The sequence below is a fragment of the Emticicia sp. TH156 genome (assembly GCF_002855535.1).
GTDB classification, from domain to species: Bacteria; Bacteroidota; Bacteroidia; order Cytophagales; family Spirosomataceae; genus Emticicia; species Emticicia fluvialis.
In genome coordinates, this window is sequence record NZ_PKRS01000008.1 from 64850 (window position 1) to 82905 (window position 18056).

Sequence of the window (18056 nt, forward strand, 5' to 3'; positions counted from 1 at the left end):
AGAATATGTATTGCAACCTGAACACACTTCGCAAACTTACATTAGTACTTATTTTTTTTGCGACGGGCTTCAATCTTATGGCGCAGGTGGCGCAAGCCCCCCTTGCGCATCCAACAGTACCGGCTATAATTGAGCAGGTAAAGAAAAAATATGCTCCTGATAAACGCGTAGCTGTTTTTCAGGTTGAGCCGGATAGTAACAAACTGAGAGGCAAGACCAATTTGCCCCTTGCCAAAAAAGAATTGCTGGGCCGGTTGAAAAATAATGGCTTCGAGCTGATTGACGAAGTAAAGCTTTTGCCTGATGTAAAAGAACTGGAAGATAAAATATATGCAATTGTAAATGTATCGGTGGCTAATATCCGCACGCAGCCTAAAGAAGCAGCCGAGCTGGCAACACAGGCCCTGCTGGGTACTACACTTAAAGTGCTTGATAAAGACCGCTACTGGTATCTGGTGCAAACGCCAGATAACTACATTGGCTGGGTAGAAGGTACTACCATTAAGCGATTCGTTAAAACAGATATAGAAGTATATGGCAGTAAACCAAAACTGATGTTTGCCAAGCCATTCGGCTTTGCGTTCACCGAGGCAGATGAAAACACCCAGACGGTTTCTGACCTTACCTGGGGCAACCTGCTAACCGTAAAAGACACCCTCGCCGATTATTATGAGGTGGCGTATCCGGATGCACGCAATGGATTTGTGCTGAAACACGAGGTAGTCTCTTATCAGGAATGGAAGAAAATAACTTCACCAAGCCCTGAGTCATTAACAAAAACTGCTTACCGCATGATGGGCCTGCCGTATCTGTGGGGTGGTACCTCATGGAAAGGTGTAGATTGCAGCGGTTATATGCGCATGGTTTTTCAGACCAATGGTATTTTGCTGCCCAGAGATGCTTCTCAGCAGGCCTTTGTAGGCGAAGAAGTAGCCTTTGAAAACCTACAGGTAGGCGACCTGCTGTTTTTTGGTGAAAAATCTACTGCCGATAAACCCGAAAGAGTAGTGCACGTAGGTATGTGGATAGGCAACAATGAGTTTATACATTCTTCGGGTATGGTGCGCATCAGTAGTTTTGATAAAGAAAGTACCCGCTATGATGCCGGTAATGCGGCGCGTTATCTGCGTGCCAGGCGTATACTGGGTCTGGGAACTGACAAAGGTATCGTTTCTCTCAAAAATTAGTCCTCGTACATTTTATTTGTCAGATTGACACCAATTCCGTACTTTTAAAGTATCTATTCAAAGCCTTTAACAATGTAATTATCTGCAATGAAAAAATCAATCATTTTTTCTATCACTGTTCTATTTTTATCAGGTGCCTTTAGGCAAGACTCAGGAAAACTTTCAGACGAAGAATATGCCAAACTGACAGAAGAAGATAAACGGAAAGTGCAATATGCACTGGATGGCGTAAAACTGGCCGACCCTGAACTGGAGGTAACACTTTTTGCCTCTGAGCCAATGATGATGAACCCCACCAACATGGATATTGACGCCAAAGGCAGGGTATGGATTTGCGAAGGCTACAATTACCGCAATCAGCTAAATCCAAAGAATCCATATAACAAAAAGGGCGACAGAATTTTGATTCTGGAAGATACAGATAAAGACGGCAAAGCCGATAAAACCACTGTGTTTTATCAGGGTGAAGAGATTAACTCTGCGTTAGGCGTATCTGTGCTGGGCAATAAAGTAATTGTGTCTTGCAGCCCTAACGTGTTTTTGTTTACCGATGAAAACGGAGACGACAAGGCAGATAAAAAGGAAGTGATTTTTACCAACCTGAAAGGGGTACAACACGACCACGCCATTCATGCCTTTACGTTCGGGCCTGATGGTAAGTTGTACTTTAATGGAGGTAATGAGATAGAAACCCTGAGTGATAAAAACGGAGTAGAGCTGAAAGACGACCTGGGCAGACCTTTTTCAAGCTACAAGCAGGGCAAGATTTTCAGATGTGATGTAGATGGCTCGAATGTGGAGATTCTTGCACACAATTTCAGAAATAATTATGAAGTTGCCATTGATTCTTACGGCAGAATGTGGCAATCTGATAACGATGATGACGGCAACAAGGGCGTGCGTATCAACTACGTAATAGACCATGGCAACTATGGCTATAAAGATGAAATGACCGGGGCAAGCTGGCAGGAACGGCGCACGAACTGGGAAAACGAAATACCTTTGCGCCACTGGCATCTGAATGACCCCGGTGTGGTGCCTAATCTGCTACAGACAGGGGCAGGTTCACCAACCGGCATGATTATCTACGAGGGCGATTTGCTACCGCAAAAGTACCGCAATCAGATGATTCATTGCGATGCCGGACCAAACATTGTTCGCTCTTACGCAGTAGAAAAAAGTGGCGCTGGATTCAAGGCCACCATCAACAATATTCTTGACGGCTCAACCCGAGACAAGTGGTTCCGCCCGTCTGATGTAACAACAGCGCCCGACGGCTCTATTTTTATTGCCGACTGGTACGACCCGGGCGTGGGCGGCCATGCCATGGGAGATAGCCTTCGCGGGCGAATTTATCGTGTAGCACCGAAAGGAAGCAAATTCTCGGTACCGGTCTTTGATTTTGAGACGCCTGAAGGCTGCGTAAAAGCTCTGCAGAATCCGAATCTGGCTGTGCGTTATCTGGCCTGGACAAAACTAAACCAATGGCAGAAAAAAGCCGAACCAGCATTGCAGACCATCTGGGCTTCTGAAAACCCACGTATGCGCGCCAGAGCTTTATGGTTGCTGGCTAACATAAAAGGCGAAGAGAAGAAATATATTAATGCAGCCCTGACAGACAAAAACGAAGATGTTCGCATGGTTGGTCTACGTTTGGCGCAGGAGCTTAAAATGACAGATTTTGCAGTACTAACCAAATTGGCGCAAGACCCTTCGCCGCAAATCAGAAGGGAAGTGGCATTGGCTATTCGTCATAGTAAAAATCCGGAGGCCGCCAATATCTGGGTATCACTGGCAAACCAATACGATGGCACCGACCGCTGGTATCTGGAGGCGCTGGGTATTGCTGCCGATAACCAATGGGATAGCTTTTTTGCCAAGTACATAGAAACCATAGGCGAACGCTGGAAATCTGATGCCAAAGCCAAAGACATAGTGTGGAGAAGCCGCTCTACCGATAATATTTACCGGCTAGCTGAATTAGCCAAAACTTCAGAAGGCGAGGCCAGACTAAGATATTTCCGTGCTTTTGATTTTCAGTCGAATCCGGAAAAAACTACAGTGCTGCTGGGTATGTTGGATGGTGGCAAGGCGCCTGCCGATGTAATGACCTTGGTTTTTAAGCATCTTGATGTTGAAAGTGCTAAAAAAGATGCGCGCTATGCTGCGCTTTTGCCTAAAGTGCTTGTTGGTATTCAATCGCCATCCGATTACCTGGATATTGTAAAACGTTACCAGTTGAAAGACCAGTCAACCCGCCTGGTGAATATGGTAATGAACGACAAGACATTGGGTGGTGAGGCAGCCAGACTACAGATTAGATTAAATGGGCTGGATGCATTTAAGAAACTGACCACCAGCAAGGATGAAAAAACAGTGCTGAAAGCGATAGATATGTTTGGCGGCGTAGATGAAAAGCCAGTTACCGATTATCTGATAACCTTATACAACAATAAAGCGAAGAGCATGGCAGTGCGAGAAAGAGCCATGTGGGCCATGACTGGCTGGAACAGTGAAGAGATTCTGTGGAATCTGGTGAAAGCCAATAAGGTGCCCGAAGATGTAATGCCGATTGCACAGAAAATACTATTGAAAACCTGGCATGGCGACATCCGCTCGGAGGCCATGAAAATGTTCGGAGCAAGTGTTGATAAGTCGGTTGGTAATATCAATGACCTCGTGAAACTGACCGGTAATGCATCAAAAGGACAGGAGGCTTTTAAAATGTATTGTACTACATGCCACCTGGGTAAGGGCGAAGGGGTTAATTTTGGCCCTGCCTTGACCGAGATTGGTAGTAAATTATCTAAAGATGCTTTGTATTCTGCAATTCTGAACCCAAGTCAGGGTATCAGTTTCGGTTTTGAGGGCTTTACGGTAAAACTGAAAAACGGCTCTGAAGTAGACGGAATGATACTGACCAGAACCGAAAACGAAGTTACAATGAAGACGCTTGGCAGCGCTAACCCTACCTCATACAAGCGTTCTGAGATTGTATCTATCAAAGAACATAAAGAGTCGCTGATGCCACAGTTTCCGTTGCAAAAACAAGAACTTGTTGACCTGGTGGAATACCTGTCGACTTTGAAAAAATAATCACTGCTCAGGTTTGCCTTCAAACCTATGCAAGGTTGAATTTAGTACTTATGAAGCCCAAAATTACACTGGAATATTGTCCGAAATGCCATTGGCTGATGCGTTCGGCATGGTTGGCACAAGAGTTACTCACTACCTTTGAAGAGGAGCTGGGCGAAGTAAGCCTACGCCCGAGCGAGGTGTCCGGTAGTTTCAAGGTTTTATTGAATGAAGAGGTAATCTTTGACCGTAAAAGAGAAGGACACTTTCCGGAAATAAAGGAGCTAAAGCAACTGGTAAGAGACCTGATTGCACCGGGGAAATCGCTGGGGCATAGCGACAGGAAGTAGCCTCAAGGTAGCCTAAATTCAAATGGCAGTAAAAATTTAAAAACAAACGGAGCAGGTTATATTACCAGGCTCCGTTTTTGTTTTCAACTTTATCAGGTACAGCAAACTAATTTCTTTCTAAAACAACTTTGCGAACAAATGTTTTTATAATGGATGAAAAGCCAGGCATAAGGCTCAGGACTTCTTCATTTGTTTAATCCATTCTTTTATCAGCTCAATGCCCTCTTTGTGGTTGGTTTTACGGCCTACCTCTGGCATCATTTCACCCGGGTCTGTTGATTCAATCCTATACAGCAGGATAGACTCTTCCGGTTTCCCCGGTACAATATCAAACTTTCTGTTTCCGGAACCTCTCCCGGCAGCTACCGGGGTTTTCATGATACCATAGGCAAGCTGGTCGGTCTCATGTATACTCAGATTAAGGCCTGAGGTTTGCGCAGGGCCCCCTAATCGGTGGCAGTGGGCACAATTGATGTCAAGCCATATTCTGGCTCTTTCGTCCAGGGCCCCGGTTTCAGGTTTATTCCAAACCGGCGCTTTGGGTACCTGTTCAAGAGCAGGCAAATGCTGCAGTACTCCTGTTTTTTGCCAGGCAATAAGCTGGTTTTCAGTTTCTTCCTTTGTTCCCCATGCTTTGTAGCTTCCATTAAGTTGCCGGGCAGAAGGCCCAATGGGCGACATCACCTCGTTTCGGTTATGGCAACCTTTGCACTGGTTCAGGTTGGGTACGCTATACTCGTGCTTTTTCTTTTTACCGTTCAGGTCAATGTAGCTTACTTCTTTGGTGTCACCCGCCACCTCCAGATAAGCCTCTGTCTGCTCGTCGTTCCATACATAAGCCAGGGCTTTCCAGCCATCGGGTTCATGTATCAGCAGGCGGGTTTCCATAATTCTTCTGCCTTTATCGGTATTTCTGAAATCGTTAGGGTAATAAAACGTTTTTATAAGGGTTGAACCAACCGGAAAATCTAACACTTCTGTGGCATTATAAGGAACTTTTGCACCTTCGGGCAGTTTTACGAATCTCAATTTCTCGGCGTAATCACTAAACAAGGGCGTATTTAAAGAGTAGGGTACAACACCTGCCACAGGTTTCTGAGCAGCCATGTTACCCTCAAAAAAATGATAATCTGATAGTTTCTCCCTGGGCATGCTTGCCTTTACCTCTTTTGTTGCAGTTTCCTGCTTCAAAGAAGTAAAAGCAAAAATGCCAAGTGCCAGGAGTAAAAAAACAATTTTGTGCATTAAAGAAAGAGAGGTCAAACGCTTAGGTCGGAAAAAAATAATTAATCAATTGAGGCCACTTTCAGACTTTCCAGCGAGCAGTTATGAACTGAGGCATCGCGTGAAACATTCTTGAAATTATGTTCCACATCAAGATTGGCAAAAGAGGTATTTTTATTGTTTTTAATACACAAAACTTTCTGATTATTTTTAGCGTCAACAATGCCATCCCACTGGATATGCGGCACATTTTTACCGAATCGTAGTTTAAAACGATACATCTGTCCGAAACGCCCTTTACTGGTAGCCTTTACATGCTGGCGCTCAAAAACATTGTCATGAATATTGATGGCCACCGGATAAGGATAATAAGTAGGGTCTTTTATGGGGTTTTCGGTAGTAAAATAACTGATAATGCCAGTACTTACCGATTTATTATCGATAATCTGATTATTGAATATTTCCACATTATTGGCAGCCAGAATCAGCACTCCTGTGCCATCAGGTACCTTACCCACAATATTTCCTTTCGGGGCAAAATTGCGCAGATTGTTATGGTGAATATTGTTGTTGAACACACGGGTATAACCACCTTTTTTAAGAATCAGGTCTGGCAGGTCAAATACCAGAATACCGCCTGTGTTTTCAGTGGCTTCGTTTTCATACACATCTGCATTGAGCGAGTTTTCAATTTCAATGCCTGCCACATTACGAAAAGCACGCGATTTACGGACAATAATATCTTTCGATTGCCCTACATAAATACCTGCATCAGAAGCGCCAATGGCTTCGCAGCCTTCAATGAGCACTTTTTCGCATTGTACCGGATATAGGCCATACGAACCATTTTCTTTTTTGGGGCCACCCGTCCATTCGGTTTTTACGTTTCTGAAAGTAATGCCTTTAACGTTCATCGTTTTTACGGCATCTCCTTTACTGTCCTGCACGGTCAGGTCCTGTATAATAATATTTTCTGCATTTGACACACGAATACCCTCTGCACCTTCTGTCTGCCCTTTAAAAGACAAAATGGTTTTATCTTTCCCTTTCCCCTTGATTATGATGTTTTTCTTACCTTCCATAGAAAGGCTGGTCGTGAAAGTGAAAGAACCCTCGTCCAGCTCAATAGTAGAGCCGTTTTCAGCCATAATAAACTGTGTCTGGTAGCGTTTCTGAATATCTTTTTGAGCATAGACAACAGCCGAACAAGCCATTAGGGTAGTTATAAAAAAGGCAGTCTTCTTCATTTTGTTTAGGATTGAATGAACAGATTCCAAATCTTGCATTTTTTCGGGATATAATTGTTTGATAAATGTCAAATAATTAATGGCTGCTCAAATAAAGAAGTTGTGCTGTTAATCTTTCTGCCCTCTTACCCGGCTGAGGGTTTCCAGCTTTATGCCTAAAAATGAAGCCAGATACTTAAGCGGTATGCGTTGCACAAATTCGGGTTTGTGTTGCAGCAGGTACTGGTAACGTTGCCTGGCTGTAAGTGTTTGCAGAATAATTTTCATCTCTTCTATTTGCACCAGATATTGCTCGGTTATTATACGGCCCAATCGCTCTATTTCATGAAACCTGCCATATAGTTGTTGAATATCGTCATACTTCAAAACAATTGTTCTGGTGTCTTCCAGCGCCTGAATGTGCGTGAGGCTGGGTTTTTGCGAGAAAAAACTATGGGTTGAAATAGCGATTGCGTTTTCGAAGCCAAACCAGGTGTTTATTTCATTGGCATTGGCGTCTTCAAAATACTCTCTTACAGAACCTGAAATGATAAAATGAAGCTCATCAGATACATTGCCCTGCAAAACAAGAAAGTCTTTCCGGCTGAAGGTTCTCTGATGTAAGAAAGGAACAAGCGCATTGATGCTTTCCTGCGATAAGGGAGATAGTTTTAGAATAAACTGAAGGTAGTTTTCGTATTCGGGAAGCATAGTGAAAGAAATAGCTCTACAATATTAGTAGAAAAGTATCAGAAACAATATTTTTTTCCAACTTTGTAAATTATCCGTCTGTTAAACAACCAATAAAAAATTGCTCAATGAAAAAATTGTTTTTAATGCTATTTACCTCGGCTGTTATGTCTAATCTTTATGCCCAGAACGAAACTATTTTACTGTATTCTGATGCAGTACCCGGCTTAAAAAAGCAAGTACCGGAGGACTCTAAAACCACCGACGGCATTACGCGTGTAAAAGATATTACCCAGCCCGCTCTGATTGTTTATCCTGCCAAAAAGAAAACGACCGATGCAACCGTTATTATATGCCCGGGTGGTGGTTATGGTATTCTTGCCATAGACCACGAAGGCTACGATATTGCCAAATGGTTTAATGCCAGAGGCATGACAGCCTTTGTGTTGAAATATAGATTGCCTCAGGAAGAGTTGTTTGATAACGACGAGATCAGACCTTTACAGGATGCCCAGCAGGCCATCAGGATTGTACGTAAAAATGCCGCTAAGTATGGAGTGGCCGCCGATAAAATAGGTATTATGGGCTTTTCGGCAGGAGGGCACCTGGCCTCTACGGCGTCTACTCATTTTACAAGCCAGGTAGGAGAGCTTACCGACCCATCGGTAAGTGTGCGTCCGGATTTTTCTCTGCTCATTTACCCTGTTATATCATTTGGCGACAGGTTTACGCACATGGGTTCAAGAGACAACCTGATTGGAAAGAACCCACCGGTAGATAAAATTGAACTATACTCAAACGATAAACAGGTAACCAAAGATACCCCTCCTACATTTTTAATAAGCACTACCGATGACGGCGTACAGCCTGAAAACAGTATTGCGTATTTTCTGGCCTGTAAAAAAAATAAAGTGCCTGTTGAAATGCACATTTATGAGAAAGGCGGCCATGGCTATGGACTAAAGAAAAAAGGAAGAGGCCCAGTAGAAACATGGGCCAACCGCATGGAAGACTGGCTGAAAGACAGAAAACTGATGAAGTAATCAACAAGGGGTGGAATAAAATTCTATCCTTTTTCTTTTACGCCAACCTCCGCATAATCAAACCCTTTATTAAATCATAAAACTGGTGGGGCTTTAGAGTCCGCCAGTTACCGATTTGTAGTGTTCCGCCGAAATTGATGTAAGAGTCCAGATGGTAACGTCTGAACTCGTCAAGAATAAAATCCCTGAAATTAACGGCGGCTATCCAGCCATCTTCTACGTCTTCAAACCATTCTTCGTAGTAGTCTTCATCTCCACCATGAAATTGTAACAGGTTTTCACCAATCAGTATATATTGATTAATGCCTTTCTTAGTAAGATGGTCTACCACGGTTCTTTTCAGAAACATCACATCATTATGAAGCGTGTCGTTCCATTCGCCGAATACTTCAATAATGGCATAATGATGTTCATAATCTGCCATCAGAATTTTACAATACAGTGTTTCTGAGCCAATAGAGTCCCATTTAGGGTCAATATAATAACCATATATGGTATCCTCGTATTCAATACCATACGTGCGGCCATAAAAGGGTGAATTTTCGTCGTCTTCCGACAGGTAATATCTCTGCCAGTTATAAAAGGGTTCAATTTCGTGCATGCGGACTTGGGATTGATTTAATCGGAATAAGATTACCGGTTTTATGATTAATTTCTCTGAGTTTTGTAGCCGACGATTGTCATCTCAAACTTCAGAATAAATAAAAATAATGAAATTAAAGGCCAAATTTAAAACAGGAAGTTAAGCTTCCAAACAACTTCAACTTGTTAAAGATATCATCACAAGATATTTTTCAAAAGAGTTTTTTAATTCTTTATCTTGGCGGGGCAGTTGCAAAACCTTTCAGTAAACAAAACTTACTCTTAATACAATTTTAAACTTTAATGTGAAATGAAAAGGAATCTGATTATTGTGTTTTTGACGTGCCTATGCGCATCAGTATTTGCTCAGACTAAAGAAGAACCTAAAGCTAAGGATGACCCTATGGATATATCAAGGCAATTGGAGATGATAGAAAAGTATGGTGTGCCTACAATTGCTAATGTAGATGAAATGAAAAAGAAAGCAGATGCTTTATATGAGGCAAAATCGTGGAAGGAAGCAGTCACTGCTTATGAGGCTTACTCTAAAAATGTAAATTGGCTTGCAAATTTGCTAGCACAATGTGTTGAGCCGTACTATTCTGCCAGTTATGATGAAAAAAATAAATTTTCGATTTTTAAAATAAAGTCTATCGTACAATTTGAAAGAAAAGCTAATGAGTGCAAGGCTAATAGAAACATAGCTTACGTGAAAATAGGGTTGTGTTATAAAAATTTAGGAGACACAAAAAATGCTGTGGTTTACCTGCACAAAGGGCTTGATTTGTTAGGTATAGATGAAACAGAGTATTGGGCATTGGCAAGAAATGCAATGGCTGAAATAATTCAGTTTACACCCGAAAAATAACCAATTATTTTGAGAGTGGGGAAAAAATAACCGGGCCTATGCTATTCAAAACTGAATAGCATAAGCCTATTTTCTTTCCAGAACACGCTTCATTCGTTCCACAGCCTCTACCAGCCGGCTCATTTGTGTGCCGAAATTAAGACGGATGAAACCTTTGCCGTCAAAAAAGAATTCACCTTCCGAAATTCCAACCCCGGCGTCTTCCAGTTTTTGAGCCAGATTTTCAATTCCGCTCTCGCGTACATCTATCCAGGCCAGATAAGTGGCCTCTAAAGGCAGCATTTTGAAACCCTTGAAGGCATTCATTTCTTTCAGAATATACGCATAGTTTTTGCGCAGATAAGCCAGCAATTGCTGGTGCCAGTCGGCGCTGTCGCGGTATGCTGCCAGTGCAGCTTCATAACCATAAGCAGACACCATGGGTTCAAGAATATATCTTAAATCAGCATATCTGGCTCGTAATTTATCGTCAGGAATAACAGCAAATGAGCAGCCTAATCCTGCAATATTGAAGGTTTTGCTGGGAGCCAGTAAGGTAATTGTGTTCTTTGCAATTTCCGGACTAAGCGTGGCAATTGAAATATGCCTTTTGGTTTCATCCAGTATCAGATCGCAATGAATTTCATCTGCGCAAATCACTATATTGTTCGCTAGGCAAATATCTGCCAGTGTTTGCAGTTCTTCTTTAGAAAAAACCGTACCGCCCGGGTTATAAGGATTACACAACATAAATATCCGGGTGCGCGGAGTAATGGCGGCCTTTATGGCTTCAAAATCAAACGTCCATCGGTTATTTTCTTCTTTCAAGGGTACTTTTACCAGTTTTTTACGGGCAGCAACGGGCGCTTTCATGAATGGCCCGTAAACGGGTATAGTGGTTATCACCTCAGCGTCGTCATTACCTACGCTCATACAGGTGAGTGTCAGGCCGGGTACCATTCCGGGCAGCCATACCAGCCATTCTTTAGGTACTTTCCAGTTGTGCCGTTCTTCCAGTCGTTTCAGCGTTACCTCCACCAGCTCGTCTGGTATCTGCCAATAGCCAATTACTCCTTCTCTGGTTACTTTATCAAGCGCTTGTAATATGGCCGGCGACGCCTTGAAGTCCATATCTGCCACCCATAGAGGTATAATGTCTTTTCCCGCATATTTTTTCCACTTGGCGCTGTCTGTTTGTGTGCGGTCAATTAATTCGTCGAAATCGTAGGTCATGTAATAATTATAATTTTTTTAATATCTCCTTTACCAGGGTTCCCGAGTTGTCGGAGGCAATTTTTTTAAAGGTCTGAAAGTCTACCGATGCTTTTTCATTGGCTTTATCACTGATGCTTCTGATAATCAGAAACGGAATATTCTGTTGGTAACAAACCTGTGCTACTGCAGCACCTTCCATTTCGGTGGCATCGGCCTGTAAGGTTTTCTTAAAAAGGCTTACGGCAGTGCTTGATGTTACAAAGGTGTCTCCTGTTACAATAGTTCCCACCGATACCTTTGGTTGCGGGCTATCTGATGAGATTTTAAGTAAGCGGATATCTCCTGATGCCTGTATGGCTTTAGAAACCAATAACGAGTCAGAGGAAAAATAGACCGGGTTCAACTGCTTGGTTATCGGGTTGCGAGTGGCATTGGTGCTTAAGCCTTCATTGGTTAACCGGCCGTAATCATGGTAAGTCAGACGATTGCCAATGACAATGTCGCCCTGATTAAGGTTTTCGCTAATCCCCCCGGCAATACCCGTAAAAATAATCGATTGCGGACGAAACTCTCTGATTATCAAAGTAGTAACAACGGCTGCGTTTACTTTTCCTATGCCTGTTTCGGTAAGAACTACCTTTTTCCCGTTTAGTTTTCCGGTTTTGAACTGAAAGCCGAGTATATTCTTTGTACGAACCCGCTTCAATTGCGATTCCAGCAATTGAATCTCCTCAGGCATGGCACCCAGAATGGCAATTTTCTGCGCTACCGCCAACGTAGGGGTACAAATGCTGAGAAACGCAGTAAGCAATAGTAAATAAACAGAACTCTTTTTCATTTTATGCGGTATTAATGGCCCAGATACAAGGCCCAAAGTGCGAAAACATCTATTATTATTAATGCAAACGAAACCTCCTTCGTCTTCCCGGTAATAAGTTTAATGATGGTCCATGACAGAAAACCCCAGATGATTCCCTGCGTAATAGAGTAAGTGAAAGGAATGAGCACCATAGCCAGAAAAGCCGGAATGGCATCATCGAGTTTATCCCAATTAATTTTGGTAATGGGTTTTATCATTAAAACACCAACTATTATCAGCGCAGGAGCGGTAGCAATGGCCGGAATGATGCTGAGCAGGGGAGACAGAAACATAAAAGGAAGAAACAATATCCCCGCCGTAATGGCGGTTATACCCGTGCGCCCTCCCTGGCTGATACCTACGGCAGATTCAATATAAGCCGTACCCGGGCTTGTGCCTAGTAGCCCACCCAGTGTGGTAGCCACTGCATCTGTTAATAATGATTGTTTAATATTGCGGGGTTCTCCATCTGCATCGTATAAATCAGCAGCTTCGGCTACTCCTACAAAGGTAGAGAGGCTATCGAACAAATCAGTAAAAACAAAGGCAAAGATGACAGGAATCAGACTTATTTTTAATGAGTTAACAATATCCAATTGAAATAGCAGGCTGAAATCAGGCGCGGAGAATAAACCCTGCCATGTTACCAGAGTTGACTGACCGAAATTAATGGCTGAGGCATCGCCCCACCAACGGCCTACAGGTATGGCCAGCAGGGTGGTAGCAAGAATACCCATAATTATGCCACCCTGCACACGCTTTACCAGTAAAACCATGGTAATGGCAAGGCCTGTCAGAAAAGTGATAATGATAGGGTCGTGCAGGCTGGTGATGCCCATAATAGTGGCCGGATTGGGCACTATAAATTTGGCATTAGCAAAGCCAATAAGGGTAATGAACAGCCCTATGCCTGCCGAAACAGCATAGCGCAAAGGTTTCGGGATAGCCTTTACAATTTGAGACCTGATATTGAAAACTGATAAAAGCAAAAACAGTACACCTGCCCAGAAAACCGCCCCCAGTGCCACCTGATACGAAATACCCATGCCTTTTACGGCTGTAAAGGTAAAAAAGGCATTCATGCCCATTCCGGGCGCTACCACAATGGGGTTTCTGGCATAGATACCCATCATCAGGCTACAGAAAAACGAGAGCAGAACCGTGGCAGTAAGCACACCGTTAAACGGCATACCAGCCTGGCTCAGTATAGCCGGGTTTACCACAATGATATACATAGTTGCCAGAAAAGTAGAAACACCGGCGAGGATTTCGGTTTTGAGCTGAGGTTTCGTAGGCATTGTGCAATCTTTTATAAATTGTTTTGCAAGATAAAGCGATAAAACTTAATTTTCTGAAATTCTATTCAAAACACTTAATTAAATGATGAATCGTAAAGACTTTATTCGCACTTCTGCATTGGCAACGGGGGCGCTTGTCTCTCGTCCGTTTATAACTTATGCCTCACAGGCCAGATATAAAACGGCTTTGATTGGCTCAGGATGGTGGGGAACCAACATTGTGAGAGAAGCCATTAAATCAGGCGAATGCCAGATTGTAGCCATTTGTGATGTAGACGATAAACAAATTAAGCAATGTCTGGGTGAAATAGGGAAACTGACCAACGATCAACCAAAAATTTACAAAAACTATCAGGAACTTTTGCAAAAAGAGAAACCTGAAATTGTGATAAACGCCACACCCGACCATTGGCATGCGCTGATAGCCATTGATGCCATGAAAGCCGGAGCGCACGTGTATCTGGAAAAACCTATCGGGCATACCATCAATGAGGGCAAGGCCATTGTAAAAACTGCCCGCGATACACAGAGAATCTGCATTACAGGGTTTCATCGCCGGTATTCACCACATAACTTAAGCGGGCAAGAGTTTCTGAAGTCGGGTAAGGTAGGTAAAATAAAAGAAGTGCGTGCTTTTGTAACCTATGGTTTCGGACAAGGCAAAATGGTACCTGATGAGCCTACTCCAGCCGGTATTGACTGGAACATGTGGTGTGGCCCGGCACCGCTGGTGCCGTATAATCCGTCAATACATCCGCGTAGCTGGCGAAACCACGTTGAGTTTGCCAACGGCACCGTAGGAGACTGGGGCCCACACTGGTTTGACCAGATATTGTGGTGGACAGACGAAATTGGCCCGAAGAAAGTGTTTTCAATAGCCACAGATAAGTTCAATACAAACAATAACAATGCCCCTGAAAGCCAGATAGTAGTGTATGATTTTGAGGACTTTACCTGCACCTGGGAGCACAGCACTTTAAACGGAAGACCGACCTCAAAAAGTGAAAATGTAGGTGTGTATTTTCATGGAACTGAAGGAACCTTTCACATGGGCTGGATGAGCGGCTGGACGTTTTATCCGCGTGATACCCGAAAAGAGGTGATTCATCAGAATCCGGTGCTGAATATGCCTGACCAACAGAACATAGACCTGGTTTTTGCCGATTTGTTAAAGTCAATTAAAAGTAAAGAACTGCCATTTGCTGATATTCTGAAAGGCCACAGAGCCACTAACATGAGTCTATTGGGAATGGCGGCTTTGAAGGCAGGTAAAAGCCTGGAATGGGATGCCCGCAAAGAGGTATTCACTAACGACACGGCTGCCAACAAGTATCTGAGCCGTCAGTATAGAAATGGCTGGGTGTATCCGAAAGCCTGATAACAGCAATTCTAAAAATATTATTAATCAGAGGCAAGTCTGTTACCAGGCATGCCTCTTGTGTTTTTACTTCTTTTTCTATCAGGTAAATTCAGTGCCTGTTCCTGCTATTCGTGCTGCTCATCATTTATTCTGTTGTTTTAAATTAAATTATAGGCGTAATTTAAACCAACAAATTATCTGAATGAAATGCCGACCTACGGACAAATCAAGCGACAAATAGATTTAAACCCTTTTGCTATTCTCATGCTCCGCAATGAATTAAAGGCGCTGCCTGAGATTATTAGGGAAGACGAATACATTGATGCCTCTGTACATGGCTACTGGAATAACCGCCATGCACTGTTACTGGCTACTACCCAAAGAATTTTGCTGGTTGACAGCGACGCACAAGGTGATGTGGAAGTAATAGAATTTCCTTACGATAATACTGTTACCGTGCGTTGCCCCACACCCGACTCGGTGGTGTTTGGAACCGAAACTAGAAAAATAAAGATAGATAACACCATTGAAGAATACATAGCCGGATTTTATAAAGTTGTGAAAGACAGGCTGGAGGGTAAAGTGCCGCAGATTTACCGTGAGCGTGATATTTACTCAGAGGGTAAAGAAGAACAGCAGGGTTTTTCGGAGCAGCCTCAGCAGGAGCAAGGCAGTAATCCTTTCCATGTGCTTCTGAAAGGGCTGGATGGTATCACTAAAATGATTAATCCGGATGTACGGGTGAGTCAATCTGATAAAACGGCTGAGAAGCCTACTGCCCACAGCCAGCCTGCCGAACCCGAAAAAACTCTGGACGAATTGCTGGCAGAACTGAATGCACTGATTGGCTTGCAGGATGTAAAAGACGAAGTTAGCAGCCTTGTAAATGTGCTGAAGGTTGAAAAAATAAGAAAAGAACAGGGTATAAAAGTGCCTGAGCGCTCGTTACACATGGTTTTTCATGGCAACCCTGGCACAGGTAAAACCACCATTGCCCGTTTACTGGCCAGAATTTTCAAGGCATTGGGCGTTCTGAGCAAAGGTCATTTATATGAAACTGACCGCAGCGGATTAGTGGCTGGATATACAGGGCAGACGTCGCTGAAAACTATGGAGGTGTGTCAGAAAGCGAAAGGTGGTATTTTGTTTATTGATGAGGCCTATGCCTTGAACACCGATGATACCTATGGCCCCGAGGCCGTAAACACCATTGTGAAGTTTATGGAAGATCATCGCCATGATTTTGTAGTAATTGTAGCCGGATATGAAGAGAAAATGACCGAATTTATTAATTCAAATCCGGGTCTGCATTCAAGATTCAATAAGTACATCGGCTTTAAAGATTACACACCTGAAGAAATACTGGAGATTTTTTTGATACAGGCGCAAAAAGTACAATTGAAGGTTGATGAGGCTGCCAGAAAAAAAGCTTACAAGCTTTTCAAGAAACTGTATGAAGGCCGCGATGCCTCGTTTGGGAATGGCCGCCTGGCCCGGAATGTCTTTGAAAAAACCTATGAAAAACAAGCCAATCGTCTGGTAAAAGAAGGTGTTGAGAAGGCTGACATAAGCATGATAAAAGAGGCAGATATACCTGTTATGGAAGATTAACCACATCCTTAAAAAAGACCTGTTATCCATAGGGGAGTCCGTCTCTATAAATTGAAGAGTATTTGTCAGTTTAAAGTATATTTTTACCTTATAAATACTTAAGTAAGATGAGAAACACGTTCAACTACATAAAAAAGGCACTGGATAATAAAATTGGAATTCTTGAAAGAGAAACAGAGGTAGGCTATGTACAATTTGGCAATTTTAAGACCGATGTGGCCGGGGTTTTTAAAGATAAAAAGTACCTCTTCAAAAAGAAGAGCTTCTGGAACTCTGATTATGAAATTTATCGTGATGATAACCAGCAATTGATTGGTGAAGTGGTATTTTCTAACTGGAAGCAAAAAGCAGAGATAACATTAATAAATGGTGAAAAATTTGTAATGCAGTCTAAAAATTTCTGGAGTACGAAGTGGAGCTTAGACGATACAAACAGAGATGTAGTGGATTTTGAACAAACCAAATATTTCTGGACTGATGAGGGAACCATTACAGCCAATGTGCATGATAATGAAAAAATGGGACTTTTGGTGCTATTAAGCACCTTTGTGAACTTCGTTTACCGCAGAAGGTCTGCTGCGGCTGCAAGTTGAGTTTGTATCCAGACGAGCATTCTACTATGCCTCTATACCCATCAGGTATTTTTTCTTAAAATTAGAAGGGCTTTCGCCTGTTTTTTGTAAGAACTGACGGCTGAAATAAGCGGGGTCTTCATACCCAAGCTGGTAGGCAATTTCTTTGGCGGTCATGGAGGTGTGAATCAGCAGCCTCTTAGCTTCCAGCACAATGCGGTCTTTGATAACCTCATTAGGTTGAGGCAGGTTAAGGCGCTTAAATTTATTGGTGATGGTCTTGGCAGCCATGCTCAGCAAATCGGCATAGTCGGCAACACTGTGTTTTTCTTTGTAATAGGCATCAACCAGCACACTAAAGCGGCGGAAAAAATCAAGCTCGTTGTTACTTTGCAATAGTTCCTGCCCCAGGTGTTGTTTCTTCCATATCCGGGTCGATTTAATGAGCAATTGTTTCAGATAGGTACGAATCATTTCTTCCTGCGATGTATCGTTCAGACCGAATTCTTCATCAATAGAATTAAAAAGAGGGTCAATAGCCATAATTTCTTCATCTGCCACCCGTACCATCGGCATTTTGTTGATGTTGTTGAACAGCAGCCCGTCGCAAGCTACTTCGGCATCATGAATTTGAATACAATAAAAATCTCGGTTATAAAAAATCATGTACCCTTCTTCCTGTCCTACAGTTTCAATATGTAAAAACTGATTAGGCGCTACAAAGAAAAGGCTATTTTGCGTGGTAGTGTAAACGTTAAAGTCTACCGTTAGCTGGTAACCTGCCGGAAGGTACAGAATCTTGATATAGGCTTTGTAAGCGCCATTATTGATAACTTTACTGCTCTCGTTGTTGACGTTTAAAAGCCCCAGTTTTTTAAGACTTGCTTCAAACAGACTTTGCTTTAACATACATATTC

The 18056-nt window shown here is 42.8% G+C and carries 16 protein-coding genes; 8 read left to right on the forward strand and 8 right to left on the reverse strand.

What is annotated here, in order from left to right:
- Nucleotides 1-5: 5 nt before the first annotated feature.
- The 3 genes from C0V77_RS15540 (at nt 6) to C0V77_RS15550 (ending at nt 4612) form a co-directional block, all read left to right on the forward strand.
- On the forward strand, nt 6-1187 hold the full coding sequence (locus tag C0V77_RS15540) for a C40 family peptidase (RefSeq protein WP_101727268.1): 1182 nt from the start codon (nt 6-8) through the stop codon (nt 1185-1187).
- Between the two features lie 87 nt (nt 1188-1274).
- Nucleotides 1275-4283: a PVC-type heme-binding CxxCH protein gene (locus tag C0V77_RS15545; protein ID WP_101727269.1), complete on the forward strand. Its 3009-nt coding sequence runs from the start codon at nt 1275-1277 to the stop codon at nt 4281-4283.
- A gap of 50 nt (nt 4284-4333) precedes the next feature.
- Nucleotides 4334-4612, forward strand: a complete 279-nt coding sequence (locus C0V77_RS15550) for a SelT/SelW/SelH family protein (protein ID WP_101727270.1) — start codon at nt 4334-4336, stop codon at nt 4610-4612.
- Between the two features lie 174 nt (nt 4613-4786).
- Here C0V77_RS15550 and C0V77_RS15555 read toward each other — a convergent pair whose 3' ends face one another.
- The 3 genes from C0V77_RS15555 to C0V77_RS15565 all read right to left on the reverse strand — a co-directional run bounded on the left by C0V77_RS15555 (nt 4787) and on the right by C0V77_RS15565 (nt 7773).
- The gene (locus C0V77_RS15555; RefSeq protein ID WP_101727271.1) at nt 4787-5857 is read right to left on the reverse strand and encodes an SO2930 family diheme c-type cytochrome; all 1071 of its coding nucleotides are present in this window, start codon (nt 5855-5857) and stop codon (nt 4787-4789) included.
- 41 nt (nt 5858-5898) lie between these two features.
- On the reverse strand, nt 5899-7083 hold the full coding sequence (locus C0V77_RS15560) for a parallel beta-helix domain-containing protein (RefSeq protein WP_101727489.1): 1185 nt from the start codon (nt 7081-7083) through the stop codon (nt 5899-5901).
- Nucleotides 7084-7191: 108 nt separating this feature from the next.
- Nucleotides 7192-7773, reverse strand: coding sequence for a Crp/Fnr family transcriptional regulator (locus C0V77_RS15565; RefSeq protein ID WP_101727272.1), 582 nt, complete (start codon nt 7771-7773; stop codon nt 7192-7194).
- Nucleotides 7774-7880: 107 nt separating this feature from the next.
- Between C0V77_RS15565 and C0V77_RS15570 the strand changes: the two genes are divergently transcribed.
- A complete protein-coding gene (locus C0V77_RS15570) occupies nt 7881-8795 on the forward strand; it encodes an alpha/beta hydrolase (protein WP_101727273.1) in 915 nt (304 codons plus the stop codon).
- Between the two features lie 37 nt (nt 8796-8832).
- Here the strand turns inward: C0V77_RS15570 and C0V77_RS15575 are convergent, their stop codons facing one another.
- Nucleotides 8833-9396, reverse strand: a complete 564-nt coding sequence (locus C0V77_RS15575) for a hypothetical protein (RefSeq protein ID WP_101727274.1) — start codon at nt 9394-9396, stop codon at nt 8833-8835.
- A gap of 291 nt (nt 9397-9687) precedes the next feature.
- Between C0V77_RS15575 and C0V77_RS15580 the strand changes: the two genes are divergently transcribed.
- A complete protein-coding gene (locus C0V77_RS15580) occupies nt 9688-10245 on the forward strand; it encodes a tetratricopeptide repeat protein (RefSeq protein ID WP_101727275.1) in 558 nt (185 codons plus the stop codon).
- A 66-nt stretch (nt 10246-10311) separates the two neighbouring features.
- Here the strand turns inward: C0V77_RS15580 and C0V77_RS15585 are convergent, their stop codons facing one another.
- From C0V77_RS15585 to C0V77_RS15595, 3 genes are read right to left on the reverse strand one after another with little or no spacing between them, the layout of a single operon-like run.
- Nucleotides 10312-11457 (reverse strand): MalY/PatB family protein, encoded by a 1146-nt coding sequence (locus C0V77_RS15585; RefSeq protein WP_101727276.1) that lies wholly within the window; start codon nt 11455-11457, stop codon nt 10312-10314.
- Nucleotides 11458-11464: 7 nt separating this feature from the next.
- Nucleotides 11465-12277 (reverse strand): 5'-methylthioadenosine/adenosylhomocysteine nucleosidase, encoded by an 813-nt coding sequence (locus C0V77_RS15590; RefSeq protein ID WP_101727277.1) that lies wholly within the window; start codon nt 12275-12277, stop codon nt 11465-11467.
- 11 nt (nt 12278-12288) lie between these two features.
- Nucleotides 12289-13596: an NCS2 family permease gene (locus C0V77_RS15595; RefSeq protein WP_101727278.1), complete on the reverse strand. Its 1308-nt coding sequence runs from the start codon at nt 13594-13596 to the stop codon at nt 12289-12291.
- Nucleotides 13597-13681: 85 nt separating this feature from the next.
- Here C0V77_RS15595 and C0V77_RS15600 point away from each other — a divergent pair, with 85 nt between their 5' ends.
- From C0V77_RS15600 to C0V77_RS15610, 3 genes are all read left to right on the forward strand, one after another.
- A complete protein-coding gene (locus C0V77_RS15600) occupies nt 13682-14974 on the forward strand; it encodes a Gfo/Idh/MocA family protein (protein WP_101727490.1) in 1293 nt (430 codons plus the stop codon).
- A gap of 189 nt (nt 14975-15163) precedes the next feature.
- Entirely contained in the window at nt 15164-16567 is a 1404-nt protein-coding gene (locus tag C0V77_RS15605; protein WP_101727279.1) for an AAA family ATPase, read from the forward strand.
- Between the two features lie 107 nt (nt 16568-16674).
- Entirely contained in the window at nt 16675-17160 is a 486-nt protein-coding gene (locus tag C0V77_RS15610) for a hypothetical protein (protein WP_101727280.1), read from the forward strand.
- A gap of 24 nt (nt 17161-17184) precedes the next feature.
- Here the strand turns inward: C0V77_RS15610 and C0V77_RS15615 are convergent, their stop codons facing one another.
- Nucleotides 17185-18048, reverse strand: coding sequence for a helix-turn-helix domain-containing protein (locus tag C0V77_RS15615; RefSeq protein WP_101727281.1), 864 nt, complete (start codon nt 18046-18048; stop codon nt 17185-17187).
- Nucleotides 18049-18056 lie beyond the last annotated feature (8 nt).